16 protein-coding genes are annotated in these 19,393 nt (G+C 58.5%); 7 read left to right on the top strand and 9 right to left on the bottom strand.

Features of this window, described 5'->3' with window-relative positions; all coding sequences use genetic code 11:
• Positions 1-446: 446 nt before the first annotated feature.
• The 3 genes from ACS5PN_RS00080 to ACS5PN_RS00070 all read right to left on the bottom strand — a co-directional run bounded on the left by ACS5PN_RS00080 (position 447) and on the right by ACS5PN_RS00070 (position 5,973).
• Positions 447-3,437, bottom strand: coding sequence for a TonB-dependent receptor domain-containing protein (locus ACS5PN_RS00080; protein ID WP_439461907.1), 2,991 nt, complete (start codon positions 3,435-3,437; stop codon positions 447-449).
• A gap of 940 nt (positions 3,438-4,377) precedes the next feature.
• Complete coding sequence (locus ACS5PN_RS00075; protein ID WP_439461906.1) at positions 4,378-4,752, bottom strand: XRE family transcriptional regulator; 375 nt, start codon at positions 4,750-4,752, stop codon at positions 4,378-4,380.
• A 309-nt stretch (positions 4,753-5,061) separates the two neighbouring features.
• On the bottom strand, positions 5,062-5,973 hold the full coding sequence (locus ACS5PN_RS00070; RefSeq protein ID WP_439461905.1) for a hypothetical protein: 912 nt from the start codon (positions 5,971-5,973) through the stop codon (positions 5,062-5,064).
• Between the two features lie 218 nt (positions 5,974-6,191).
• Between ACS5PN_RS00070 and ACS5PN_RS00065 the strand changes: the two genes are divergently transcribed.
• Entirely contained in the window at positions 6,192-8,552 is a 2,361-nt protein-coding gene (locus ACS5PN_RS00065) for a S1/P1 Nuclease (RefSeq protein ID WP_439461904.1), read from the top strand.
• 573 nt (positions 8,553-9,125) lie between these two features.
• On the opposite strand, the gene ACS5PN_RS00060 is transcribed toward ACS5PN_RS00065, so the two are convergent.
• The 4 genes from ACS5PN_RS00060 to ACS5PN_RS00045 all read right to left on the bottom strand — a co-directional run bounded on the left by ACS5PN_RS00060 (position 9,126) and on the right by ACS5PN_RS00045 (position 11,996).
• Positions 9,126-9,893: a DUF3108 domain-containing protein gene (locus tag ACS5PN_RS00060; RefSeq protein ID WP_439461903.1), complete on the bottom strand. Its 768-nt coding sequence runs from the start codon at positions 9,891-9,893 to the stop codon at positions 9,126-9,128.
• A 410-nt stretch (positions 9,894-10,303) separates the two neighbouring features.
• Complete coding sequence (locus ACS5PN_RS00055; protein WP_439461902.1) at positions 10,304-10,822, bottom strand: GNAT family N-acetyltransferase; 519 nt, start codon at positions 10,820-10,822, stop codon at positions 10,304-10,306.
• Between the two features lie 40 nt (positions 10,823-10,862).
• Positions 10,863-11,537: a type 1 glutamine amidotransferase domain-containing protein gene (locus tag ACS5PN_RS00050; protein WP_439461901.1), complete on the bottom strand. Its 675-nt coding sequence runs from the start codon at positions 11,535-11,537 to the stop codon at positions 10,863-10,865.
• 27 nt (positions 11,538-11,564) lie between these two features.
• Positions 11,565-11,996 (bottom strand): hypothetical protein, encoded by a 432-nt coding sequence (locus ACS5PN_RS00045; RefSeq protein ID WP_439461900.1) that lies wholly within the window; start codon positions 11,994-11,996, stop codon positions 11,565-11,567.
• 114 nt (positions 11,997-12,110) lie between these two features.
• Between ACS5PN_RS00045 and ACS5PN_RS00040 the strand changes: the two genes are divergently transcribed.
• A complete protein-coding gene (locus ACS5PN_RS00040) occupies positions 12,111-12,926 on the top strand; it encodes a hypothetical protein (protein WP_439461899.1) in 816 nt (271 codons plus the stop codon).
• A gap of 16 nt (positions 12,927-12,942) precedes the next feature.
• On the opposite strand, the gene ACS5PN_RS00035 is transcribed toward ACS5PN_RS00040, so the two are convergent.
• Positions 12,943-13,452 (bottom strand): H-NS histone family protein, encoded by a 510-nt coding sequence (locus tag ACS5PN_RS00035; protein WP_439461898.1) that lies wholly within the window; start codon positions 13,450-13,452, stop codon positions 12,943-12,945.
• Between the two features lie 452 nt (positions 13,453-13,904).
• Between ACS5PN_RS00035 and ACS5PN_RS00030 the strand changes: the two genes are divergently transcribed.
• Positions 13,905-14,213, top strand: a complete 309-nt coding sequence (locus ACS5PN_RS00030) for a helix-turn-helix transcriptional regulator (RefSeq protein WP_439461897.1) — start codon at positions 13,905-13,907, stop codon at positions 14,211-14,213.
• Positions 14,214-14,292: 79 nt separating this feature from the next.
• Here the strand turns inward: ACS5PN_RS00030 and ACS5PN_RS00025 are convergent, their stop codons facing one another.
• Positions 14,293-15,327 carry a hypothetical protein gene (locus ACS5PN_RS00025; protein ID WP_439461896.1) on the bottom strand — a complete coding sequence of 345 codons (1,035 nt, stop codon included), beginning with the start codon at positions 15,325-15,327 and terminating at the stop codon, positions 14,293-14,295.
• Between the two features lie 318 nt (positions 15,328-15,645).
• Here ACS5PN_RS00025 and ACS5PN_RS00020 point away from each other — a divergent pair, with 318 nt between their 5' ends.
• The 4 genes from ACS5PN_RS00020 to ACS5PN_RS00005 all read left to right on the top strand — a co-directional run bounded on the left by ACS5PN_RS00020 (position 15,646) and on the right by ACS5PN_RS00005 (position 19,302).
• On the top strand, positions 15,646-15,780 hold the full coding sequence (locus ACS5PN_RS00020) for a rubrivinodin family lasso peptide (protein WP_439461895.1): 135 nt from the start codon (positions 15,646-15,648) through the stop codon (positions 15,778-15,780).
• Positions 15,781-16,025: 245 nt separating this feature from the next.
• Positions 16,026-16,751: a lasso peptide biosynthesis B2 protein gene (locus ACS5PN_RS00015; RefSeq protein WP_439461894.1), complete on the top strand. Its 726-nt coding sequence runs from the start codon at positions 16,026-16,028 to the stop codon at positions 16,749-16,751.
• A gap of 14 nt (positions 16,752-16,765) precedes the next feature.
• A complete protein-coding gene (locus ACS5PN_RS00010) occupies positions 16,766-18,556 on the top strand; it encodes an asparagine synthase-related protein (protein WP_439461893.1) in 1,791 nt (596 codons plus the stop codon).
• Between the two features lie 47 nt (positions 18,557-18,603).
• Positions 18,604-19,302: an ABC transporter transmembrane domain-containing protein gene (locus ACS5PN_RS00005; RefSeq protein ID WP_439461892.1), complete on the top strand. Its 699-nt coding sequence runs from the start codon at positions 18,604-18,606 to the stop codon at positions 19,300-19,302.
• Positions 19,303-19,393 lie beyond the last annotated feature (91 nt).

The raw sequence follows: 19,393 nt of genomic DNA, 5'->3' as shown, positions 1-19,393 counted from the left end.
CACCAGGACGATGCGCCTTCCGACACCGAAACAGGCAATACTTCCCTGCTCCTCACAGCAGTCTGCGCCTCGAGTTCATTCGCAGGCCCATCCCGAAAGACAGCAAAGGACCCCGAAATATCGTAGGAGCTGCGTTTTGGCTTCGTCAACGAGCACCTGTTTAGACATGGAGCTAGGGCCACACACACTCAACCAGGGCGTCGCTTCCTGTTCAGGCCGAAGACTTCGCTTCAGCGCTCCTGAGGAAATCTCTCCGTCGTCCCAATCCGATGCGTGCGTGGGCCGGCGCTGAGTCGGGCTGCCGTGCGAAACGCTAACGTTGCATACCAAGGGAAGCGACGCTACACGCCCGCCCTTGAATCAGAAGGTGCTAGTCCAAGCAGATCTTCTTGCAAAAAGGGCGCCCCCTGGGCGCCCTTTGATGGCTAACCGCTGAAGTCCTTCGATCAACGGAACTTATAGCTCGCTGAGACCGTGAAGTAGCGCCCGAAGGGGTTGTGCAGGCCGGGGTTATAGCCAAGGATGAAAGGATTGGTAGGAGAGCCCGGATCGTAGGGGGCCTTCTCATTCAAGATGTTCTGAATGTTCAGGGACAGCGTCAGGTCCTTGAAGCCCGTGTAGGTGTAGCCCACGTCAAACGTCATCCAGCTGCTCAAACGGCAACCCGGGTAGCGGTTCAGATAGAGGTCGCGACCATTGGTTGCAGTGGGCGCCTGACCGATCTGGACGCGGCCTACCAAGCCCAGCGCCACATCGCCTGGGTCTGTGACGTTGCCATAGTGGCAGGTGTTGCCAGAGTAGTTCGTCATCGTTCCGTCAGGCTGTCCTTCTTGCTTGCGGATGAACGAAACACCACTGACGTAATTCAGCGCCCCCATCAGCGCGTGGTCGCCAGTTTCCAGCGCAGACGAAAGGCGGAATTTCGTACGCGGAATATCGCCCGCCGAAGTCGCAAAGTCCCATAGAGTTCCACGGGTTCCTACGAGGTTGTTGGACGGCAATCCCGGAGCTTCGATGCGCTCGTACTTCGTTGTGTAGGTACCGTTCAGTGAGTTCGTCCACTTGGCAGCACCGTCCATGATTTTCGTGGACACCTTGGCCTCGAAGTCAATACCTGAGACCATCGTGCTGCCCTGGTTGCTCCAAGGCGTAGCGACAGTCAACAGAGGTCCTGTGCCTGGCTGACCATTCAACAGCAAGGCGGGATTGGTATCACGCACCAGTGAACCTGCTGGATAGCGCTCTGGATGGTCGATCACATCCTGGGCGTTGCCCAAAGCCACTTCACCGTTCTTGCGGATCTTGAAGTAGCCCACCACGAAATCGACCCCTTGCGTCGGAGACAGAACCAGACCGAAGGACGAGCTGTAGGCCGTCTCCGGACGCAGCAACGGGTTGGCCCCCCCTTGTCCGGATACAGTCTTGTTGCAGTCTGCCGCTTCCGCGCCAGGGAATGGCACTTGCGGCGACGCGTTGGTGTTGCAGCGTACGGGATCCAGCAGGTTGTTAATAAAGAACTGCGCGCCGCCCGGGCTTACCTGCGACACAGCGGGCGCACGGAAGCCTTCCGCGTAGGTGCCGCGCAGGCTCAACATATCCGTCGCAGTCCATTTGAAGCCGGCTTTAGGCACAAAGTTGGTTTTGATGCCGGGGTACTTGTCGACACGGCCAGCCAGGTCGAATTCCAGCGACTTCAGCGCTGGCACACGGAATTCCACGAAGGCTGACTTGACATCACGGCCGCCCTTCACGGCTGTATTGGCCAAACCCAGGATGTTGCCCGCGGCATTCTCGGGATCTGGCTGGAGGTCGATGGATTCATGGCGCAGCTCCACGCCGGCAGCCATGCCAATGGCGCCGCCCGGCAGCTTGCCGAACTCGGTGCTGACCTTGGCGTCCCACTGGACGATCTCAGCCTTTCCGATGTTGTGCAAAGGGCGCGACAGATCTGGATCGGCCGCGATAGAGGCCAGCGAGCGGTTGCTGCCACCGTACTGCGTCCCTAGCATCTGGCGCAATACTGGCAGGCGCAAGAAGCCGTAGTAGTACGCGTTGCGATCAGAACGGTTCCAGAGAACTGCGGATTCCCAGTCCCAATTGCTGAAGACCGTGCCCCTGACGCCCGCCAGCGCACGGTAGCCCTCATTCAGCTCGTTGTAGCCACCTTTGATGTTCTCAAAACGCAGCTGAACCGCGGCACGGGCATTTGGGAACGGGTTGTCGGGATGACCAACTTCCAAGATTGGCTGGAAGCTTGGGGCTGTACCCCCGCCGCCCAGCAAGAAGTTGCTGGTGGGTGACAGACCATTGATGGTGCGCGAGGCGGCAAGATATTTGCGTTCGCTCCGGCTGTAGCCAAATTCTGCAAATGCAGTGAGGTTGCTGTTCATTTGCAGCGTGCCGCGGCCGAGCAGATTCGCGTCGGTTCCCGGATTCTGCATCTCGTTGTTATTGTCGAGGCTGTAATTGCAGAAGGGCCTGTTCAGCAATCCGGCCGCCGAGGCAGCGGTCGAGAAGCCATACTTGATGGCATCCGCCGTCGGAACAGTCATCTGTTGCGACGCATCGCAGTTCACCTTGTTGATGATGTTGGCCGAGCTGGCCTGAGAGAAATTTCGCGCCCCGGAGGTGCCCTCCTTGGTGAAGAACGGCGAAGACGAAAGGATGCTGCCGTAGGGATTTCGGCGCAGGTTCATCGCACGATAGTCGGCGGCCTGGATGCCGGCGTCAGTCGCGTCGTTCACCATGCTCCGCCCCTTGACCGAGAGGTCCGCACCGATCAGGACGTTGTAGCCGTCAGTGGCCAGGTTGCCGTAACCAGCAATCCCACTGAGGCCACCCTTCTGAAATTCCTTGTGGCCGTTAGCACCACCAACTGCCTTGACTTCGATGCCTTGGTAGTCGTTGCGGGTGATGAAGTTGATGACACCGCCGATGGCGTCCGAACCGTAGACGGCGGAGGCACCATCCTTCAGCACCTCAACGCGCGCAAGCGCCGAGACCGGAATCGAATTCAAGTCATACAGCGTAGATGTACCGTTGTTCGGGTTGGCGTAAGCTGATGGCGTCATCCGACGGCCATTCAGCAGGATCAGCGTGGACGTGGCGGACAGGTTCCGCAGCGACGCGGTCGACACGCTCCTGGAGAAGCCGTTTTGAGTGGGGCTGTCCATGAAGCCGTCGCTGCCCATAGCTGGCACGAGAGCCCTCAGCAGGTCTAGCGTGTTCCTGACGCCTGAAGCAGAAATGTCCTTGGCGGTAATGACATCGACTGGTGAGCTGCTCTCCTTCACCGTACGCTTGATGTTTGAGCCCGTTATCTCCACGCGCTCCAATTGATCGGGCTGTGTCTGAGCAAGGACCTGTACGCAAAGCGTCTGTGCTGCAAGCGCAGTCAGCGTAATTGCCAGCTTCGGGACGTGTCGGTGAGATTTCATGTTCGTGAAGGCTGAGTGAAATACATCGCGCCAGTCTGGCGATCCACTCCATTGAAGTCGCAGTGAGGCATGCCCCCCTTGACAAGGTGACGCTCGCGCGTAATTTGCAGAATTGCAGGTTGCCGCCCTAGGGAAACAGTTGCTTCTTCAGCAAAGTCCTGCCGAAAGTCGCGCGTTGAAACCTACAAGAACTCGTAGTCATCGCTCAGATCTCGGGCGACTTCATTGCGGTGTAAACGACAACGAGCCGACGCCGGTCTCTAGCAAATCTCTTGCCGAGCGAACCGGCATGAATGCACCGCTCAATCACCACGAGCACACCTGATGTCGCACGCGGAGTGATGGACTGGTGCTTCGCATTTGCATCGCGACGCCACGGCTACTTGGCCTAGCCTCTGGCGTAGTTCTGCTGGCTGACGCGTCGGTCGAGAAGCGTTCGACGAGGGGCGTCGGGTCTTTCCGGATCAACTCGAAGCTGGCGGACTCCAGCAGTTCCAGGAAGTCGCTGAACGGGTCAACGGCCATGCAGGTCCGCTTCCCGACCTCCTCGCACTCGCCCGGCTTAAAGCGGATCGCTGCGCAACTTCAGTCGCATCCCCTACGTGTCGGCGAGAACGGCACCCTGGCTTCGTCGAAGATGATGTTTTCACTGCTGAAGATGACGCCGTCGCCAGACCCAAACACGATGCACGGCCCGCCCCTTCAGCGACTACAGCCGTCCTACCACTTGCTTGGCGTCCTTGATCGGACCAAGGCTCGAAGGGGCCGCGGCCTCACGTTCGCCATGGATGCGTAATCCTTTGGCGCGGGGCTGTCTCGCCGGGCGCGCAACGCGTCACCATCGACATGCTGAGCGATCGCCGCTGTATCTGACTCGGACACACCGCACGTCTTGAAGTGCTCTCGAGGTAACAGAGGAAAAGCCTGTCGTGACGCATGACTACTTCTTGGCTTGACGGGCTCTACCAGAGAGCGCCGCTTCTGCGCTTGCCCGCGCGCGATCATCGGCCAACTTGACGGCCTCCCGAACGTCGAGTTCAAGTGCACCCTTGTCGTATTCAGGAGCCGCCAGCCGCGCGACTTCACCATCTCGCCCGACCAACCAGAGCGCAGTCGCCACGATGCCCACACTCACAGATGGATCGCCCGCCTCCAATCTCAACAACGTCGGAATGGTGACCCCCAGACGAGTCGCCCAAGTCTTGAGGGACTGTTTCCGTCTCAGCCTGGCCACCATGAGATCCGCCCCCAGCTTCTGCAACGCCTTTGCAGTCGCTGGAGGCATCTGAAGAAGCGCTTTGGAAACCTTCGGCATACAAATAGAATTTACCGCCACATACCTTTTCAGTAAATTCTATTTTCAAATCAGCGGCTGAAGCCCTCTCCTCTTCGAGTCGCTCCCCGCCCAGCGACATCGCCAATCACCTTACGTCGGACTCGATTCGACATCAGAGCGACGGGCTCGTTGATGCACTCGAGCATGGGCCTTCAAGGGAGCGCGGATCGCCGCGACAACCAAGACCGCCACTCCAAACCACCTCGGAACTGCTTCTGGGTCGCTGGCCGACTAAACGCGCCAGCCTTGAGCCTGCTGAAGCCTACGCGTCTGTCGCGCCGCACACCTTCAAGAGTAGGTCAGCTCTGTTCGCGATCCGTCGGAAAGGACCTTCACCTGCTTGAGCAGCCTTGCGGGTGCGATCGAGGAATAGCCTGATGGCGTCAATGCGATCTCGTAGATCGACGTGATCGTAGAGACGGGCGCTTGACTGCCATCCATGGTGGCCATCGTGATGGTCAGCGCTCCAGGCGATCCGGCCACGGCCACGGCAAACGCATAGCTCACCGTCGTGAGCCCCGTGACGACCTTTCTTGCTCCACTCTCGAAGTGCGTGAGTTCAAACCACGTTCCCGATTCACCACCACGCGGCGCCGTCGGGAGCATCGAAAGATTGCGCACGACCGCATAGTCCGACACCCCGCTTGCCAAACCGTCGTCGTAGTACCCGCGCGGGTTGAAGATGCCGTCGAAATAGTCCTTTCGAACAGACCTGCGACCGACGATTTCTCCCGGGCTGGCATAGCTCAGCTCCAGCGTCACGACACTTCGCTTCACCGGCAGTCCTTCAAAGGTGTCATTCAAGTAGTCAGAGCGCATGAAGCTACCGGTAATCGTCTTTGAAGACCCAGCGGCAACCTCGAAGCCATTGACCTTCAATGAACTCGATGCGGCCAGGTGGACCTCTATGGCTTCCGAAACCCGGTATCCACCCTCTCGATCCCCAATGAAGGCGCCATCACAGCCCACAAGCGATGTGAAGCAAATGAGAGCACCGAGCAGCGCAGCAGCAGCGCGGCGAAGAGAGGAACACGAAAAAGGCATCAAAGGACTCGGGCTCAAAACGCATAGAAAGGGCGACGCCCCATCGGTATCGCCGCAGGCGCCGATCACCGGATCCAACCCATGCGAGCCCGCGAACCATATTTGCAGGCAGGACACCCAACGGCTACGAATCGACGTAGTCTGGAACGTCACCATCGGAGAACCTCCCCTTTGCTTGCTTGCGCAAATCTTGCTGTCGTCATTTCTATGGATGCTTACCACAGCACGTCGCGTTAGAACCGCGCAGCCGGTGCTCTCACGGGATCCGTCATCCCGCTGACTTCTTGCGCACCCATGCTGGCCGCCAGCACCGAGCAAGCCAGCCTCGATCGCGCAGCAAAAGGCTCACACTGAGCCGCTTAAGGGAGAGGTCCATGTCTGAATCTTCTGAAGCAGAGTCCACTCACGCCTTCTCGGTACTGTCCCTCAGGGATCTGGTTGAGGCTCGCGACCTCTACCACTTTCACCTGATGAGCAAAGCCAACGTGGTGGGGACGGCGGTGGGGCTCTATCTCATTCGAAACGATGAGGACTGGCCCGATTCGCGCATCCTGGACCGGGGTGGCAAGAGCCGCGACAAGAAGACTTATCCCAGAAGATTCGACAACTCTCAGGTGCGCGACTACTCATGGCCATGCATCCTGGTGCTTGTGCGCGAATGGACTGACGAGACGGCGTTCGGCCGACCGGGGAGCCCGCGCGCGACGGACATCGTCCCCAAGCGCTTGTACCTGCCTGACGGGCGGGCCGTGCCGGTTTGCACCGTCCTCGCACCGCCCGTTGCACAGAAAGAGTCCATCGGACGTCAGCCCGTGATGCGGCCCGCTGGCATCTTCGGCGCAGGCTTGCCGGTTCGTGTCGAGATCCAGCAAGAACCCCGATTCGCTACCGTCGGTTGCCTCGTCTCCGACGGACATCTCACCTATGCCTTGACCGCCCGCCATGCCTGCGGCGAGGAGGGCACACCCGTGCAGGTAGGTCTGCGATCGCATGTCGAACAGGTAGGCGTGAGCAGCCCCCTTCAGATCACACGCAAACTTTTCTCCGAGGTCTACCCCGCCCTGCCCTTGCGCCAGACCTGGCTGAATCTCGACGTGGGTCTTGTGCGTCTTGAGGATCTACGGCAATGGACCCCCAACGTCTACCAGCTGCCTCCGATCAAGCCACTCTTTGACATCTATGAGCAGAACCTGTCCTTGCGAAGACTGATGGACCAACCAGTGGTTGCAGTCGGCGCCGCCTCGGGGGTCCTCGAAGGGGTCATCAAGGGGATGTTCTACCGCTACAAATCGGTCGGCGGCTTCGACTACGTCAGCGACTTTTTGATCTCGCCCAAGGAAGGCTCGTCGGGCGCACGGCCCGGTGACTCCGGCGCGCTTTGGCAGCTCCAGATGCCGTTGCCCGATGGCAGCGAGGACAAGCGGCCGATGATGAAACGAGACTTGCGCCCTTTGGCCATCGAGTGGGGCGCACAGACCTTCGTCGATAGCAAGGAGCGCTCGACCTTCTCGCTCGCCACCGGGCTGAGCAATGTTTGCAAGCTCCTGGACGTAGAGCTGGTTGTAGAAGGAAGCGATGGTGTCTCGGGCACCTGGGGAGCCCTGGGGCACTACTCGATCGGGTCGCTGGCAATCGCTCAAGTCAAGGATCCAGAACTGAAGGCGTTCTTGAGCGACAACGCCGATCTCATCAGCATCGAGGTCGACCAGCTCACCAAGGAACCCAAGGGCAAGGATCTGATTGACGCCGGATTCGTGCCGCTGGCCGACGTTCCCGATATCGTCTGGAAAAACTATCCCTCGCCTCATCCGAACAAGAACGGCGAAGACATCGGTGTTGTGGGCGGGAGAGACACCCGATCTGGCGGCGTGAGATCAACCGGCCCTGAGCACGCCAATCATCATTGCGATGCCGATCGGCCTTTTGACGGCGCGCCCACGCTGACGGAAGCCTGCGTCGGCAATCCCAACCTCATCACGGCCGACGACTGGAATCGCTACTTCGATACGTTTCCTGAAACGGTTGATGTGCTGCATCGCGGCATCCTGCCCTTCCGAGTCTGGCAGTACTTCGTCCACCTGCAGAAATATGCCGGAACCGACCCAACGCGCTTCATCGCTGCCGCAGGCACCCTTGCCCACTACATCGGTGACTCATCACAACCTTTGCACGGCTCCATCTACTCCGATGGCATCAAGGATGAAGAGCCGGATATCCCCAGACTGAGCAGCAGCCGCAAGGACAAGCAGAAGAACAAGCTGCCGGCGTATCGGGGCGAAGGCGTGCACTCAGCCTATGAAACAGACATGCTCAACAAGGCAGCTCGCGAAGACCAGCTCTTCCCTGAAATTGCAAAGAACCTCGGCGCCAATCACGGCATGCAACTCGTGCCAGATGGACAGAGCGCCGCAGTGGCAACACTGAAATGCATGCGGGACGTCGCAAAGGTCCTGCCGCCTCGCAAGATCATCGATGCGTACGAGCGCAGCTTCCAACCCAACTCACTCCCGCACGCCGCTGCGCTCTGGCACGACCTCGCCACACCGACAGGCAAGGTTCTCGCACTTGGCGTACGGACACTTGCGATGGTCTGGGAGTCGGCGTGGGTTGCAGGCGGTGGCGGTGTCAACCCAGGGCGCGTCGATTCCGACGCCGTCAAGACTCTCTATGAAGATCCAAGCTTCATCGAGTCTGTGACCGTGAACGAGATCGAGCGGGCAATCCGCGACGCCTAACGATTCTGAGCTTCGGAAGCCCCGGCGCGGTGCGGATTGGCTGGGAATCTGAGACGCCGCACGACATTGCGGCATACCGAGGGGCCCGCTCTGAACTCCCGCATCCGCCCAGCCGAATCCAAGAAGATCTGCAGCGAGCATCGCCTCCACGCAACTCTAATACATGCAAGGACTAGTCGGAAAATGGATCGAAAGTCGTCTGTAAATCAATAACTGCAACCGTTCATCGGAGCCGTGCCCGGCCGGCGAAGAAGCACTGACCGCCTGCAGATTCATACAAGAATCATACGAACTATCGCAGTTGCACCAGCAGCGCGGCCATCGTAAATTCCTTGCTCCATAACATTGCCGGCGCGTCAAATTGAAAACATTTTCACAAGCAGCGACCATCTTCATACTATTGGCCGCCTTCGCCACCCCTGGCCACTCTGGCTATTTCGTCAATCTTTCAAGCACAATCAATCAGCCGCTAGGAAATTGGGCCCCTATAAAGCACAACTGAAACCAAGGACGCCCGGCGAGGAACCAACCCTTCCGGGCGCGTTTGTGCTCAGGCCATGTAGCGAGGCCTGCTCAGGAAGACTTTGACGGCTTCAGTGGCACCAATGACTTTGGCTCGTCCCAAAGAAGCGTCTTGAAATGGGAAAGGCCGTCTGGAAGCGTGACCTCTTCTTGAATCATGACTTGGGTCTGCTTAGCAAACCAAAAGCGTTGAACGGGACCGTTTTTGTCATTGTAGTTGCAGGCGACAATCCATGCATCAATTAGCCGGCCATCCGGCATCTTGAGCTTGTCTTCACCGATCACGTCAAATCGATAACGATTGGGAGGATCGCGTCCTGGATCATAAAAAGGAATACTTACAGAGTAGTGGCGCGCCAAAGGCAGCGTTTGCAACAATTCAATATCAGTTTCAAAATTGAACATTGGCTCGTCCGCCTTGACATCCATCGCAGGCGTGACCTCGTTTGCCGAACCGATGATCTTTCCATCCAGAAATTGATAAGTACGTTCGCTACTTTTGCCCGCTCTGAAGCTATTTCTCCGATGCTCGATCGGCTTCATATCGCTAGCCCTGAATGTTGACTCTTGCATCAAGCGATATTCTTCAGGAGTATTGCCATCCCAGCGTTGAGAAATACGCATCACGCGATCACGTCCTGCATTCTCAAAAGAAACCGTTCGGCGCCAAATATCCACCGCGCTGCGCTTTCCATCACCATCAACGGTGTAGCGCAAATATGTGCGATCCGATGCTGTCAACAACTGAATTCGTGCGAGTTTGTCTCCAACGTGCAGGGTCTGTGTTGGAATCACCTCTGCGCCCGACGCCATGATCATGGCCCCGGATAAAAGTGAAACGACGATCCAGCGAGAACAGTGGAAATTCATTGGTTACCGCCCTAACGAAGTTAAATAGTGAGTACTTGACCCGACGTAGAAGCGCGTAGCATGCCCTCCCGCCGACGATCGCCCCCCCCCCCGGACCTCTCGGCCGCAACGCAGTCTCCATCCCAAAATGGTTGAACGTCCCATCCCTAAAGCCACGACGCCACTCCGAAATCCCGTAGATTCAGAGTTCTTATCGAGTGGGCTAAAAATGGGATGAATTGAGGCGGGGGTGCGCCAAGGAAATACCTTCGGCCGGGACCTCCACGCTGACGAACACCGCTGCAAGACTCCTTGCGCAGGCAGCATCGATGAATGCTCTGCCCAGCAAAAACGACTGACTGTTGCGCTGCCTGGACGATCTACATCTTCAAGAGTCGCTCCATCTTGATGACGGTGCCTCCCGCGCGGGCTGATCTGACCTCGCCAACCGGTTGGAAGCCGAGAAGCTCGTAGTAGCGCTCCAAGGCGCCAGGAACGACATCAAGCCTCAATCGTGAACAGCTCTCGCGGACGGCGAAGACTGCAGCCCACGACACCATCGTGTCGCCCCACCCCTGTCTTGCATGTCGCTCGGCAACTGCCAATTTGTGCAGATATATAGCGTCGCCACGAATAGCTTCGGGCCAGAACTCAGTGTCGTGCAAATGCAATTGCATAGTGGCACATAGCTTTGAATTCTCAAACCCACCGATCAACTCCCCGCAAATACGTCGCCCTATCAAAGCCCCCAAACCCAATTCTCTGGGTTGCCAATACGGCACACCCATACGCCGCATACGCTGGCTCGCGCATCGTAGCACCTGAAGCGCTTCAATTACCTCGCCGTCTGTCTGAAGCAAGCGCACAGCGCGCGAATCCTGCGACTTGATGAGTTTCATTCGCTCATCCCTTGGCGACGTTGACGCTCCACCGACCACATCATCGAGTCAAGACTGAGTAGACTGCCTCCGCCAGCATTGCCGCTGACGCGGGATTTTGACCAGTAATTAACTTACCGTCGATTTCCACGCAAGGTTGCCAATTTGACGCGCATCGGTACTCAGCACCCAATTGCCGCAGTTTCGATTCAAGCAAAAATGGCACAACGGTCTCCCTGCCAATTTCGAGTTCCTCTGCATCCGAAAAACCAGTAACACGCCTCCCATGCAGCACCGAATCACCCGATGAGGCCCGCGCCGAAACCAGACCTGCCACGCCATGACACAACGCCGCAACGACTTTACCGTTGGTCAAGCAATATTCAACAGCCCATTGAACAGCTTCCGAATCTGGAAAATCCCACATGCCACCGCTGCCACCTGGGAAGAAGATGGCATCACAGTCGCTCAATTGAGCGAAATTTGACGCTAGACAAAGCGAGTTCCTAAGAAGCGCCTTACTTTGAGGATCCAGCTCAGTTCCCGTTGATTTTTGAGCTTCGACACTTGACGGATCAAGAGGTGCATCTCCACCTTTGACCGAAGCAACCGCGACATCAATCCCACGATCTACAAAGTATCGGTAGGGAACCAAAAATTCAGAAAGCCAGGTACCCGTAGCCTGACCTGTTGACCCCAAAAATCCGTTGGATGTCAGAACAAACAACACTTTCATTTATGCATTCCCAAATGCAAACGCAGGTTATTGCCAGCTCCATCGCTCAGCGGAGCGAAGTCTTTCCAAATGGTCTAAAACCGTGACAACAACAATTCCATTTATAAATGCTTGCAGCACCACAGTTGCCATCGCGACAAATATCAACCAGCGAAATTCCTCCTTTTCCGGGTAGAAAAGGGTCAACCCCAAAATAGTCATTAATTGAACGAAAACGTGCAAGAGCGTAGTGACAGTTGTGGTTCGCATCGCGAACACCTTGGGCGACCATGAAGTGCGCAACGGCCAACGAGAGCAGATCGTGAGGAACAGAGCCACAGACGACGCCAGCAGCTGAAAATAGGTCGCCAGCGCATCATGGCCAGCCCCCTGCCACATACAGGCAATCAGGATTAAATAGATATACGAATATTGAACAACAAATGTTCGAATCGTCGTAGATTTGAAAATATCTTTCAACGCCACACCCTAATTACACCTCGTCATGATGTACGGATCGCGTTTGGGCGCAACTACGGCTTTACGTAGTCAAGGAATAGGGCGCGAATATCCACAGCATGTTTAATATGCGTCATGGAATGGATTGCTGGAACAATCAAGGCACACGGGAACGCGACGCTCGTCGAACATGCGGCAAAGCGGCGTGATCAAGCGGCGAAAACGTTGCCCTGCTTGAGCAGCTCACGACGGGCGGGTCATTTGATGCGGCCAAAGGCCGGAGTTGCCCAGGGCACCCGCGCAGTGGCAGCCAGCATGCGATGGCTCACGAATCCAGGCTCCATCGTCGCCTTCAACGACGCTGCAGATGACGGCGCGTTCCAGTCCTACACCTCGGTGGCTTTGGACCAAACGACTGATGCAGCCCTAAGTGGTGTACGGGGCTGGGAAAGCGCTGCACTGGCGGGTGAGGTTCGCAACCTCCAGCAACTGCATGCCGCCAAGGCGACCAAAAAGACCAGGGCGTTCATCGCCTACAACGCCAGACCAACGAATCGCGCCCTGACGATCGTCCGTGGCGCAGTGATCTCCTTGAACGAAATCACCGCTCCCACAGCAATAGTCAGCGGCATCCAGAGAGAGCCAACAGCCTGCTCTCGCAAAGCGCACATTCAAGATGAGCACTGTCACGTGCCATCTGAAATGCTTCGCCCGAATCCGCCGGCACGCCATCTTGAGTCCTTGAGAAACTCATCCACGATGGCGCCCGACGAACTGGACTGGCTCCTCCTGTACCGCACGGAGCCGGCATCAAACGCAGGACGACCTGGTCGCAACCTACCGCGACCGCCCCTGAACATCCAGCTCCACAAATGCATTCGACCGCACCAAGCCCATCGGGCCTCGGTGCCTATGCATCGAACGGCGGCAATCAGCTTCCAGCTGAGTTGATGTCTCTAGCAGCCGGTCACGCGACGCTGGCTTCCTTCGCCACGGGCTTCGCCCTCGGCTTCCTGCTGGGCGCCTTCTTTCGAGCCACCTTCTTGCTGGCAACCACCTCGCTCACCACGTCCTTGGCTGGAGCGCGTTTGGCCGCTGCGGCGCGTTTCCGCGGAGCTGCAACCTTCTTCTTGCCCACACGTTTGCGCGAAGCCTTGGCAGGTGTGGCGCTAGCTGTCGCTCGGCCAACCAAAAAGTCTTCCAGGGTCTTGCCCGACGTCAACGCTTGGCGCAGCCAATCGGGCCGCTTGCCCATACCACCCCAGGTGTTTCCGCTTCCATCGGCGTACTTCGCGCCCTTGGCCGAAGTTTTTGCTGCCGGACGCGCCTTGGGTTGACGACTTGTCGTTTCGCCGAAGAGCTGTTCGGCGGTCAATCCAAACTTCGCGATGTCCTTTCTGATCCGATCGACAACTTCAGACTGAATTGCAGTCGCCTCTTTCTGCAATCGCTCGATTTGACTGAGGATGGTCGACAAAGATTTCGCCATTAAGGGCTCCATAGTGGATAAAAGGGAGAGCTTTTATTCGCTCTGCGTGAACTCTAGTTCATATCCGATTCATTCGGAACCGACGCTGTGATATTTACGCACATCGGCAAGGCGCGATTTGGGGGCGTCATTTCATTCCGAACGAGGCCTCCAGTAAACCTTCAAGTCCGAGGGCCCGCACGCCATTCCGCATCAACTACGCGTTAGATCTTCAGCAAGAACGACCACCCTGCATCTTGCTGATGGCAAAGGGAAGCGGGCTGAAGACCATGGCTGCCCCGTCAACGGTTCGGAGGACTGGATGCGCATGTTCCCGCTTGCCTACGCCAACGCGCATGGGACGGGTTTCGCTGTCCGAGTGCAAGATTTCAGTCTGAATCCAGCGCCCCCTGCTGTGAAAGTGGCACTAGATTTTCGAGACCACCAATGAAAGGCGCCTCATGCACAGCACCCTACAGAAGGTCTCGTTCGATACGAGCGTAGCCAATGATCCGATCTTGTTAAGGCTTCCGAGAGTCTGCGAGATAACGGGGCTGGGTCGATCGACCATCTATCGGATGATGGCCGCCGACCTCTTCCCGAAGCAGATTCAGCTTGGGGCCCGCGCCATCGGCTGGCGCTTTGCAGAGATCCTGGGCTGGTGCGAGGCGCGGCCGACATCATCATTGGCGACGTCGGATGCCATGGCCGGCGTTCGAGGCTTTCGGACCCAACAGAGTGCGGCGCACAGCAAGCCAAAGCGCCGCTGACGACGACTCGCGCCGCTGCGCGCGGCCTACGTGCCGCGACCCGACCTGGCTTCCTGAACGCCCGGAGCCCGCCAATTGGTCACTCCGCCGGGATTCGGTGATTGACTACGGCAGCAGCCTCTTGAAGCAACATCCCTTCCTCGAGGATGCGGCGCAGTGGCGTAGCAAGGATCAGCCGGTCACTGGGACGAGATCGGCAAGCGGTCATCTGCTCACTGAGCGTCGCTTTCGCCCGCAGAAAATGTCTTGCGACGGCCGCGGCCGAACAGAGACGATGTGCCACTGCTAGGCATGCGACCAATGCCCGACCGCGAGCAGCCATCGCGCTGGAACTCGACTTGATGTCCAGCGGCGACGCTGATTGGATCGTCGCGCACACCCAGATGCCGATCAGGTCAAGCGCGCCTGCTACGCCGCGGCCTCCTCCCGCCGCGATCAGGGCCGCGGCTGGACCTTCAACTGCCCTAGCAACAGAGAAATGCGCTCCACCGCCGCTCAGGGCGACCTCCAACCCTCGAGTCAGCGCCCAAACGCGCCAATCCTGATCCGAAGGGCGGACCGCTGCCCACTTGCGCAGCGCTTCGCGCGCAGTAGATACGGAGTCACCGAACTGACCCAGTAGCGGCCGGGCATCAAAGCCTTTAGAGGGCGCGAGGCCCAAAGCGATACGCAAGCCGCCATAGGGATGGTGCGTCGGCGTTGAACATTGTTTTTGTAGAACAGGGCGCCAGGCCAACATGCGTACTTCCCGAAGCAGGGCATCCCGTCCGTCGACTCGCTGGGCCAGGTAGGGCCCCGCAAGGACGGGGCTGCGGATGGGCTGCGCCTGACGCACCCATCGAGACACAACGTTTCCGAAGGCCCGGGCGACGCTGCCGACGGAGTCGTCGCGGCGGATTTGAGTGATCGCATGGATCTCAGTCGGCAACACAACAAAGTCGACGAGCACCCTTCCCCATTCCCGATGAGCGTCAATCAAACGGCCTCGGATGCGCCAGGCCAGTGAGGGTTCGGCGAGAAAGCTTCTCCCGACGGCAGCCTGCCAACAAAGAAGCCATGTTGAGAGACCTGGGTCTAAATCGATATCGGCTGCTGCTGCGGCGGCATGGTGCATGGGCCATTGACGATCCCGCTCAGGAATTGCTCATCCCCAATTCCACAGTACCAGCGCAATCGTTCGGCTCCCAGAAGTGCGCGCTCCCCGGCATTTTCGTCGACGCGCCGAACGGGAAAGCGGTCGTTGTCCTACGGCGTCGCAATCAATTTGCTGCCCTCGGAGGAGGGTGCTTCTTCGCAAAGCAAGACCGAACGCGCTTCGAGGATCTGCGCCAAGCCATCGACCGCTCGAAGCGGCATCGATAACTTTCCGTGGCCCAAAGCGACAAGCGCCTTGGGACTTTGATCCTCAACCTCACCTCCGAAGGAGTCCATCATGGACAAGACATCGCAAGAAGACCTGACCCAGCACGTCGTCGAGTTCGGCGACGCCAAGGAACTCACCATGGGCGTCCCCGCACCGATCTATGCCGAGGACAACCCGCAAGTCCCCGGCAAGTTCGAAAACTGAGGAGTTCAACGGTGCGATGACTAGTTAGTCGCGCCGGCTCCCCCTCGGCAAGGACGAAACGATCCAGGCACAACAGCCGCAGGCCTGTTGTAGTGCCACCGAACCATTCCGTGCTCGTCCTTGCCTTCTGCCCTGCCCCTTCCGGCCGCGCCGCAGGCGCCCAACGCGGAGAAGGCGACAGGGCGCAGCTCCAAGCCAAGTATCTAAGCATCCGCGTCTCACTCAGCCGCAGGGGGAAGAGATCCATGAACGATCCAATAACGTTGCGTCGACTCGCGCTTGCCGCACATGTCCGTGCCTGTGAAAGCGACGGCCAAGCCATCCTCCTCGATCTGAGAGGCAACCGGTATCTGGGCATCAGTCGTCCCGTATCAGCTGCGCTAGCGAGCTTCATCGACGGGTGGCCAGTCATCCATCCAATGACGGAGCCCGCTCAGATGACGCAGGAGGTTGAGGAGTCCTTGCAACGCCTGACGACCCAAGGACTTCTGACAGAACTCCCAGGGGTCGAGCGCTTCGCACCGCCGATCATTGAGGCCACCGCTTCCGTTGCGGTTGACGCATCCACGAGGAGGGCAGAGGTGGACTCCAGGGCTATCGTTGCCTTCATAAAGGGTGCTGCTCTGGCGGCGTGGTGGCTGCGCTGCCGATCCTTGAACGCCATTGCAACGGCGGTGGTGCAGCGCAGACAGCGTGATGCCCGCACTGGTGCCAACTCGATCGCCGCGCTGACGTCCTGCGCAGCCACCTACCACTCCCTGCGACCGTTCGCCGTCACTGCGAGGGAGAAATGCCTATACGACTCGCTGGTATTTCTCAATTTTCTGGCCAGTCAGGGGCTGTTCCCGCACTGGGTCATCGGCGTCAAGACATCGCCGTTCGGCGCGCACTCCTGGGTCCAGAGCGGAAACATCGTTTTGAACGACCAGCACGAGTACGTACGCCGTTTTCGACCTCTCCTCGTGGCTTGATTGCAGCCGTATACATGTTTCGCTACGTAGCCATCGCGTGGGACAGCGCCGCATCGACGACCGTGTTGGCAGCGAATGAACTCTGCCAGGCCATGCGGATGCGCCCAGGTTGGAGTACAGCTCTCGCTCAACCCGGCCTTGAAGTGCTCACGATCGGATCGAAACCAGGCATCAACAGTGCCACGGTGTTGCCAGAAGCACGCGGCATCGTGCTGGGCAGGTTATTGCGTCGTGCTGATCTGGGTTCATCGGCAACTCGCGTCACGCCGACCGGCGAAGAGAGCACCAAGATTTTGACCAGCGGCGGTCGATCCCTCGTCAACGACTATTGGGGCCGCTACGTCGCCTTCTTCCAGGCTGCATCCGGTGCAGTCTCTGTTCTCCGCGATCCCACAGGCACGCTGCCCTGCTTCTTTGTCAAGCACCAAGGGCTGACCGTCGTCTTCTCTCGGTTGGAAGATGCACTGCATCTGCTGCGAGGCTTCGTGTCCTTCGCCGTGAACTGGAACGTCCTGACGGCTCAGCTCCGGTGGGGCGAAACCGTCGGACGCGAGACCGCGCTGCATGGTGTCTCGCAAGTGCATCCTGGCGAGTTGCTTGATTTGAACACCGGCACATCGACGCTGCTATGGAGCGCCATTGCGTTTGCTCAAGACCCTGCGACAAGCAATCCAGAAGATGCGATGCGGGTTCTCCGGCAAACCGTTCGCTCTTGCACGCAAGCATGGGCATCCTGCTATGGAACCCTGCTGCTTCGCCTGTCCGGCGGAGTCGATTCGTCGATCCTGTTGAGTTGCTTATCCCCGGCCGACACGCTCGCAGACGTGATTTGCATCAACTACCACTCGCCCGGTTCAGACAGTGATGAACGCGTCTACGCCAGATTGGCGGCAGCTCGCACTGGACGCGATCTGTTGGAGCGCGTACGCAACGTCAACTACCGGATCGAGCGCATCTTCGAAACTGCCCGCACACCATTTCCGATTCCATACATCGGATGGATGAACGCCAGCACCGACGCTGCCCTGGCATCTGCGCACGGCGCTTCGGCCCTTTTTACGGGCGCCGGCGGCGATTCGCTCTTCTTTGAGTTCCCCAGATGGTGGCCGGCGGCCGACTATCTTCGAGCGAAAGGCCTCGATGCCGGCTTTCCCACTGCCGCGTTGGATGCTGCTCGCCTCGGAAAGATCTCCGTGTGGCGCGCCATGGCTCTTGCGCTGAGAGATCGCGTGTGGCCTTCGTTAGCGGCCCGAAACCTGATCGTTCCGACGCCGCTTTTGACCACCGAGAGCCTGCAGAACCGGCGCAGACGTCATCCAATCCTCCATCCGACTTTGCCTCACCTGGAGTCGCTCTCTATCGGCAAATACATGCAGGCCTTGGCGCTTGCTCACCCGATCGGCTACTACGACCCGTTTGAACAGTCTGCGGCGCCTGAGATCGTCAACCCGCTCTTGTCGCAGCCATTGGTGGAACTCTGCCTTCGGCTGCCGAGCTACGTGTTGACACGGGGAGGCCAGGGACGGGCACTGGCACGCCAAGCTTTCGCGGAAGACCTACCGCCCTGTATAGCCAATCGCCGCTCCAAGGGCGGCATGGAGGAACACATCAAAGCAGTGTTGGATCACAACCTCGGCTTTGTACGCAACCTGCTGCTTGACGGTCGCTTAGTCCAACGTCACCTGGTGGATCGCTCAAAAGTTGAGGCACTGCTGTCCGGCCGACCGACAGCGATGGCAGGCCCGCTCACCCAGATCCACGCGCTGGTAGCGGTGGAAGCCTGGCTGACGCGCTGGACTCACTGATGGCTCTGCAAAGTTCTAGCGGCGCGAGGAACCCTCACGAACCGCCGATGCATCAAGCTCTCGCATCGGCGCTTCGGGTGCTGCTGTCGAACATGGACCGATCCGTGGCATGCCGATTCGGTGCGACGGGCTTATTAGCAATGATCATTGGCGCCCTCACAGGCCTGGCACCTCTCGCACTCAAGGAAATGGTCGACGCCTGCAGTCAAGCTTCGGGGCACCGTGGGATGCCGCCAGGTATCGCAGCTGCGGGTGCAGCTTATCTGCTTTGCCAGATTGCCAGTCGCCTTTTGACCGAGTTTCGCCCTTGGCTTGCGAGCACTGCAGAGCAGCGCCTTTTCGCCCATATGCGCCAGCAGTATTTCGAACGCCTCCTCGAGCTTCCGTTTGCATTCCACCTTCAAAAAACCCCCACCGAACTTGTCCAGGCGCTGCAGCAGGCGGTTTCTGGTTTTCAGATCATCGTCTTCAGCCTCTTCTACAACGCCGCTCCGGTAGTGATTGAAGGGGTGACAGTGACGCTGGTTCTGATCGGCCTCGGACAACCCGCCCTCATCACGGTCTATGCGACAACAGCCGTCGTGTATGCGTCACTCAGTAGATACACACCCACTCTCGCCATCGCCGCTCGAGGGGTTTCAAAGGCCAACCTAGACGCACAAAGTCAGCTTGCCGACAAGCTGATCAACTACGAGTCGATCGTCTGCTATGGAAGGCGGATTCAACCGGTCGACGCAACACACTGACCACTGCTCAGGCAGAAGGAGTGTTGCAGATGAAGTACCGGACACGGACGTACTACACCGCCGCGCAGAAGGCATTGATGTGGGAACGTTG

This window comes from Roseateles sp. NT4 (genome assembly GCF_051857475.1).
GTDB lineage: Bacteria > Pseudomonadota > Gammaproteobacteria > Burkholderiales > Burkholderiaceae_C > Pelomonas.
This window is presented reverse-complemented; position numbering and strand designations above follow the sequence as displayed.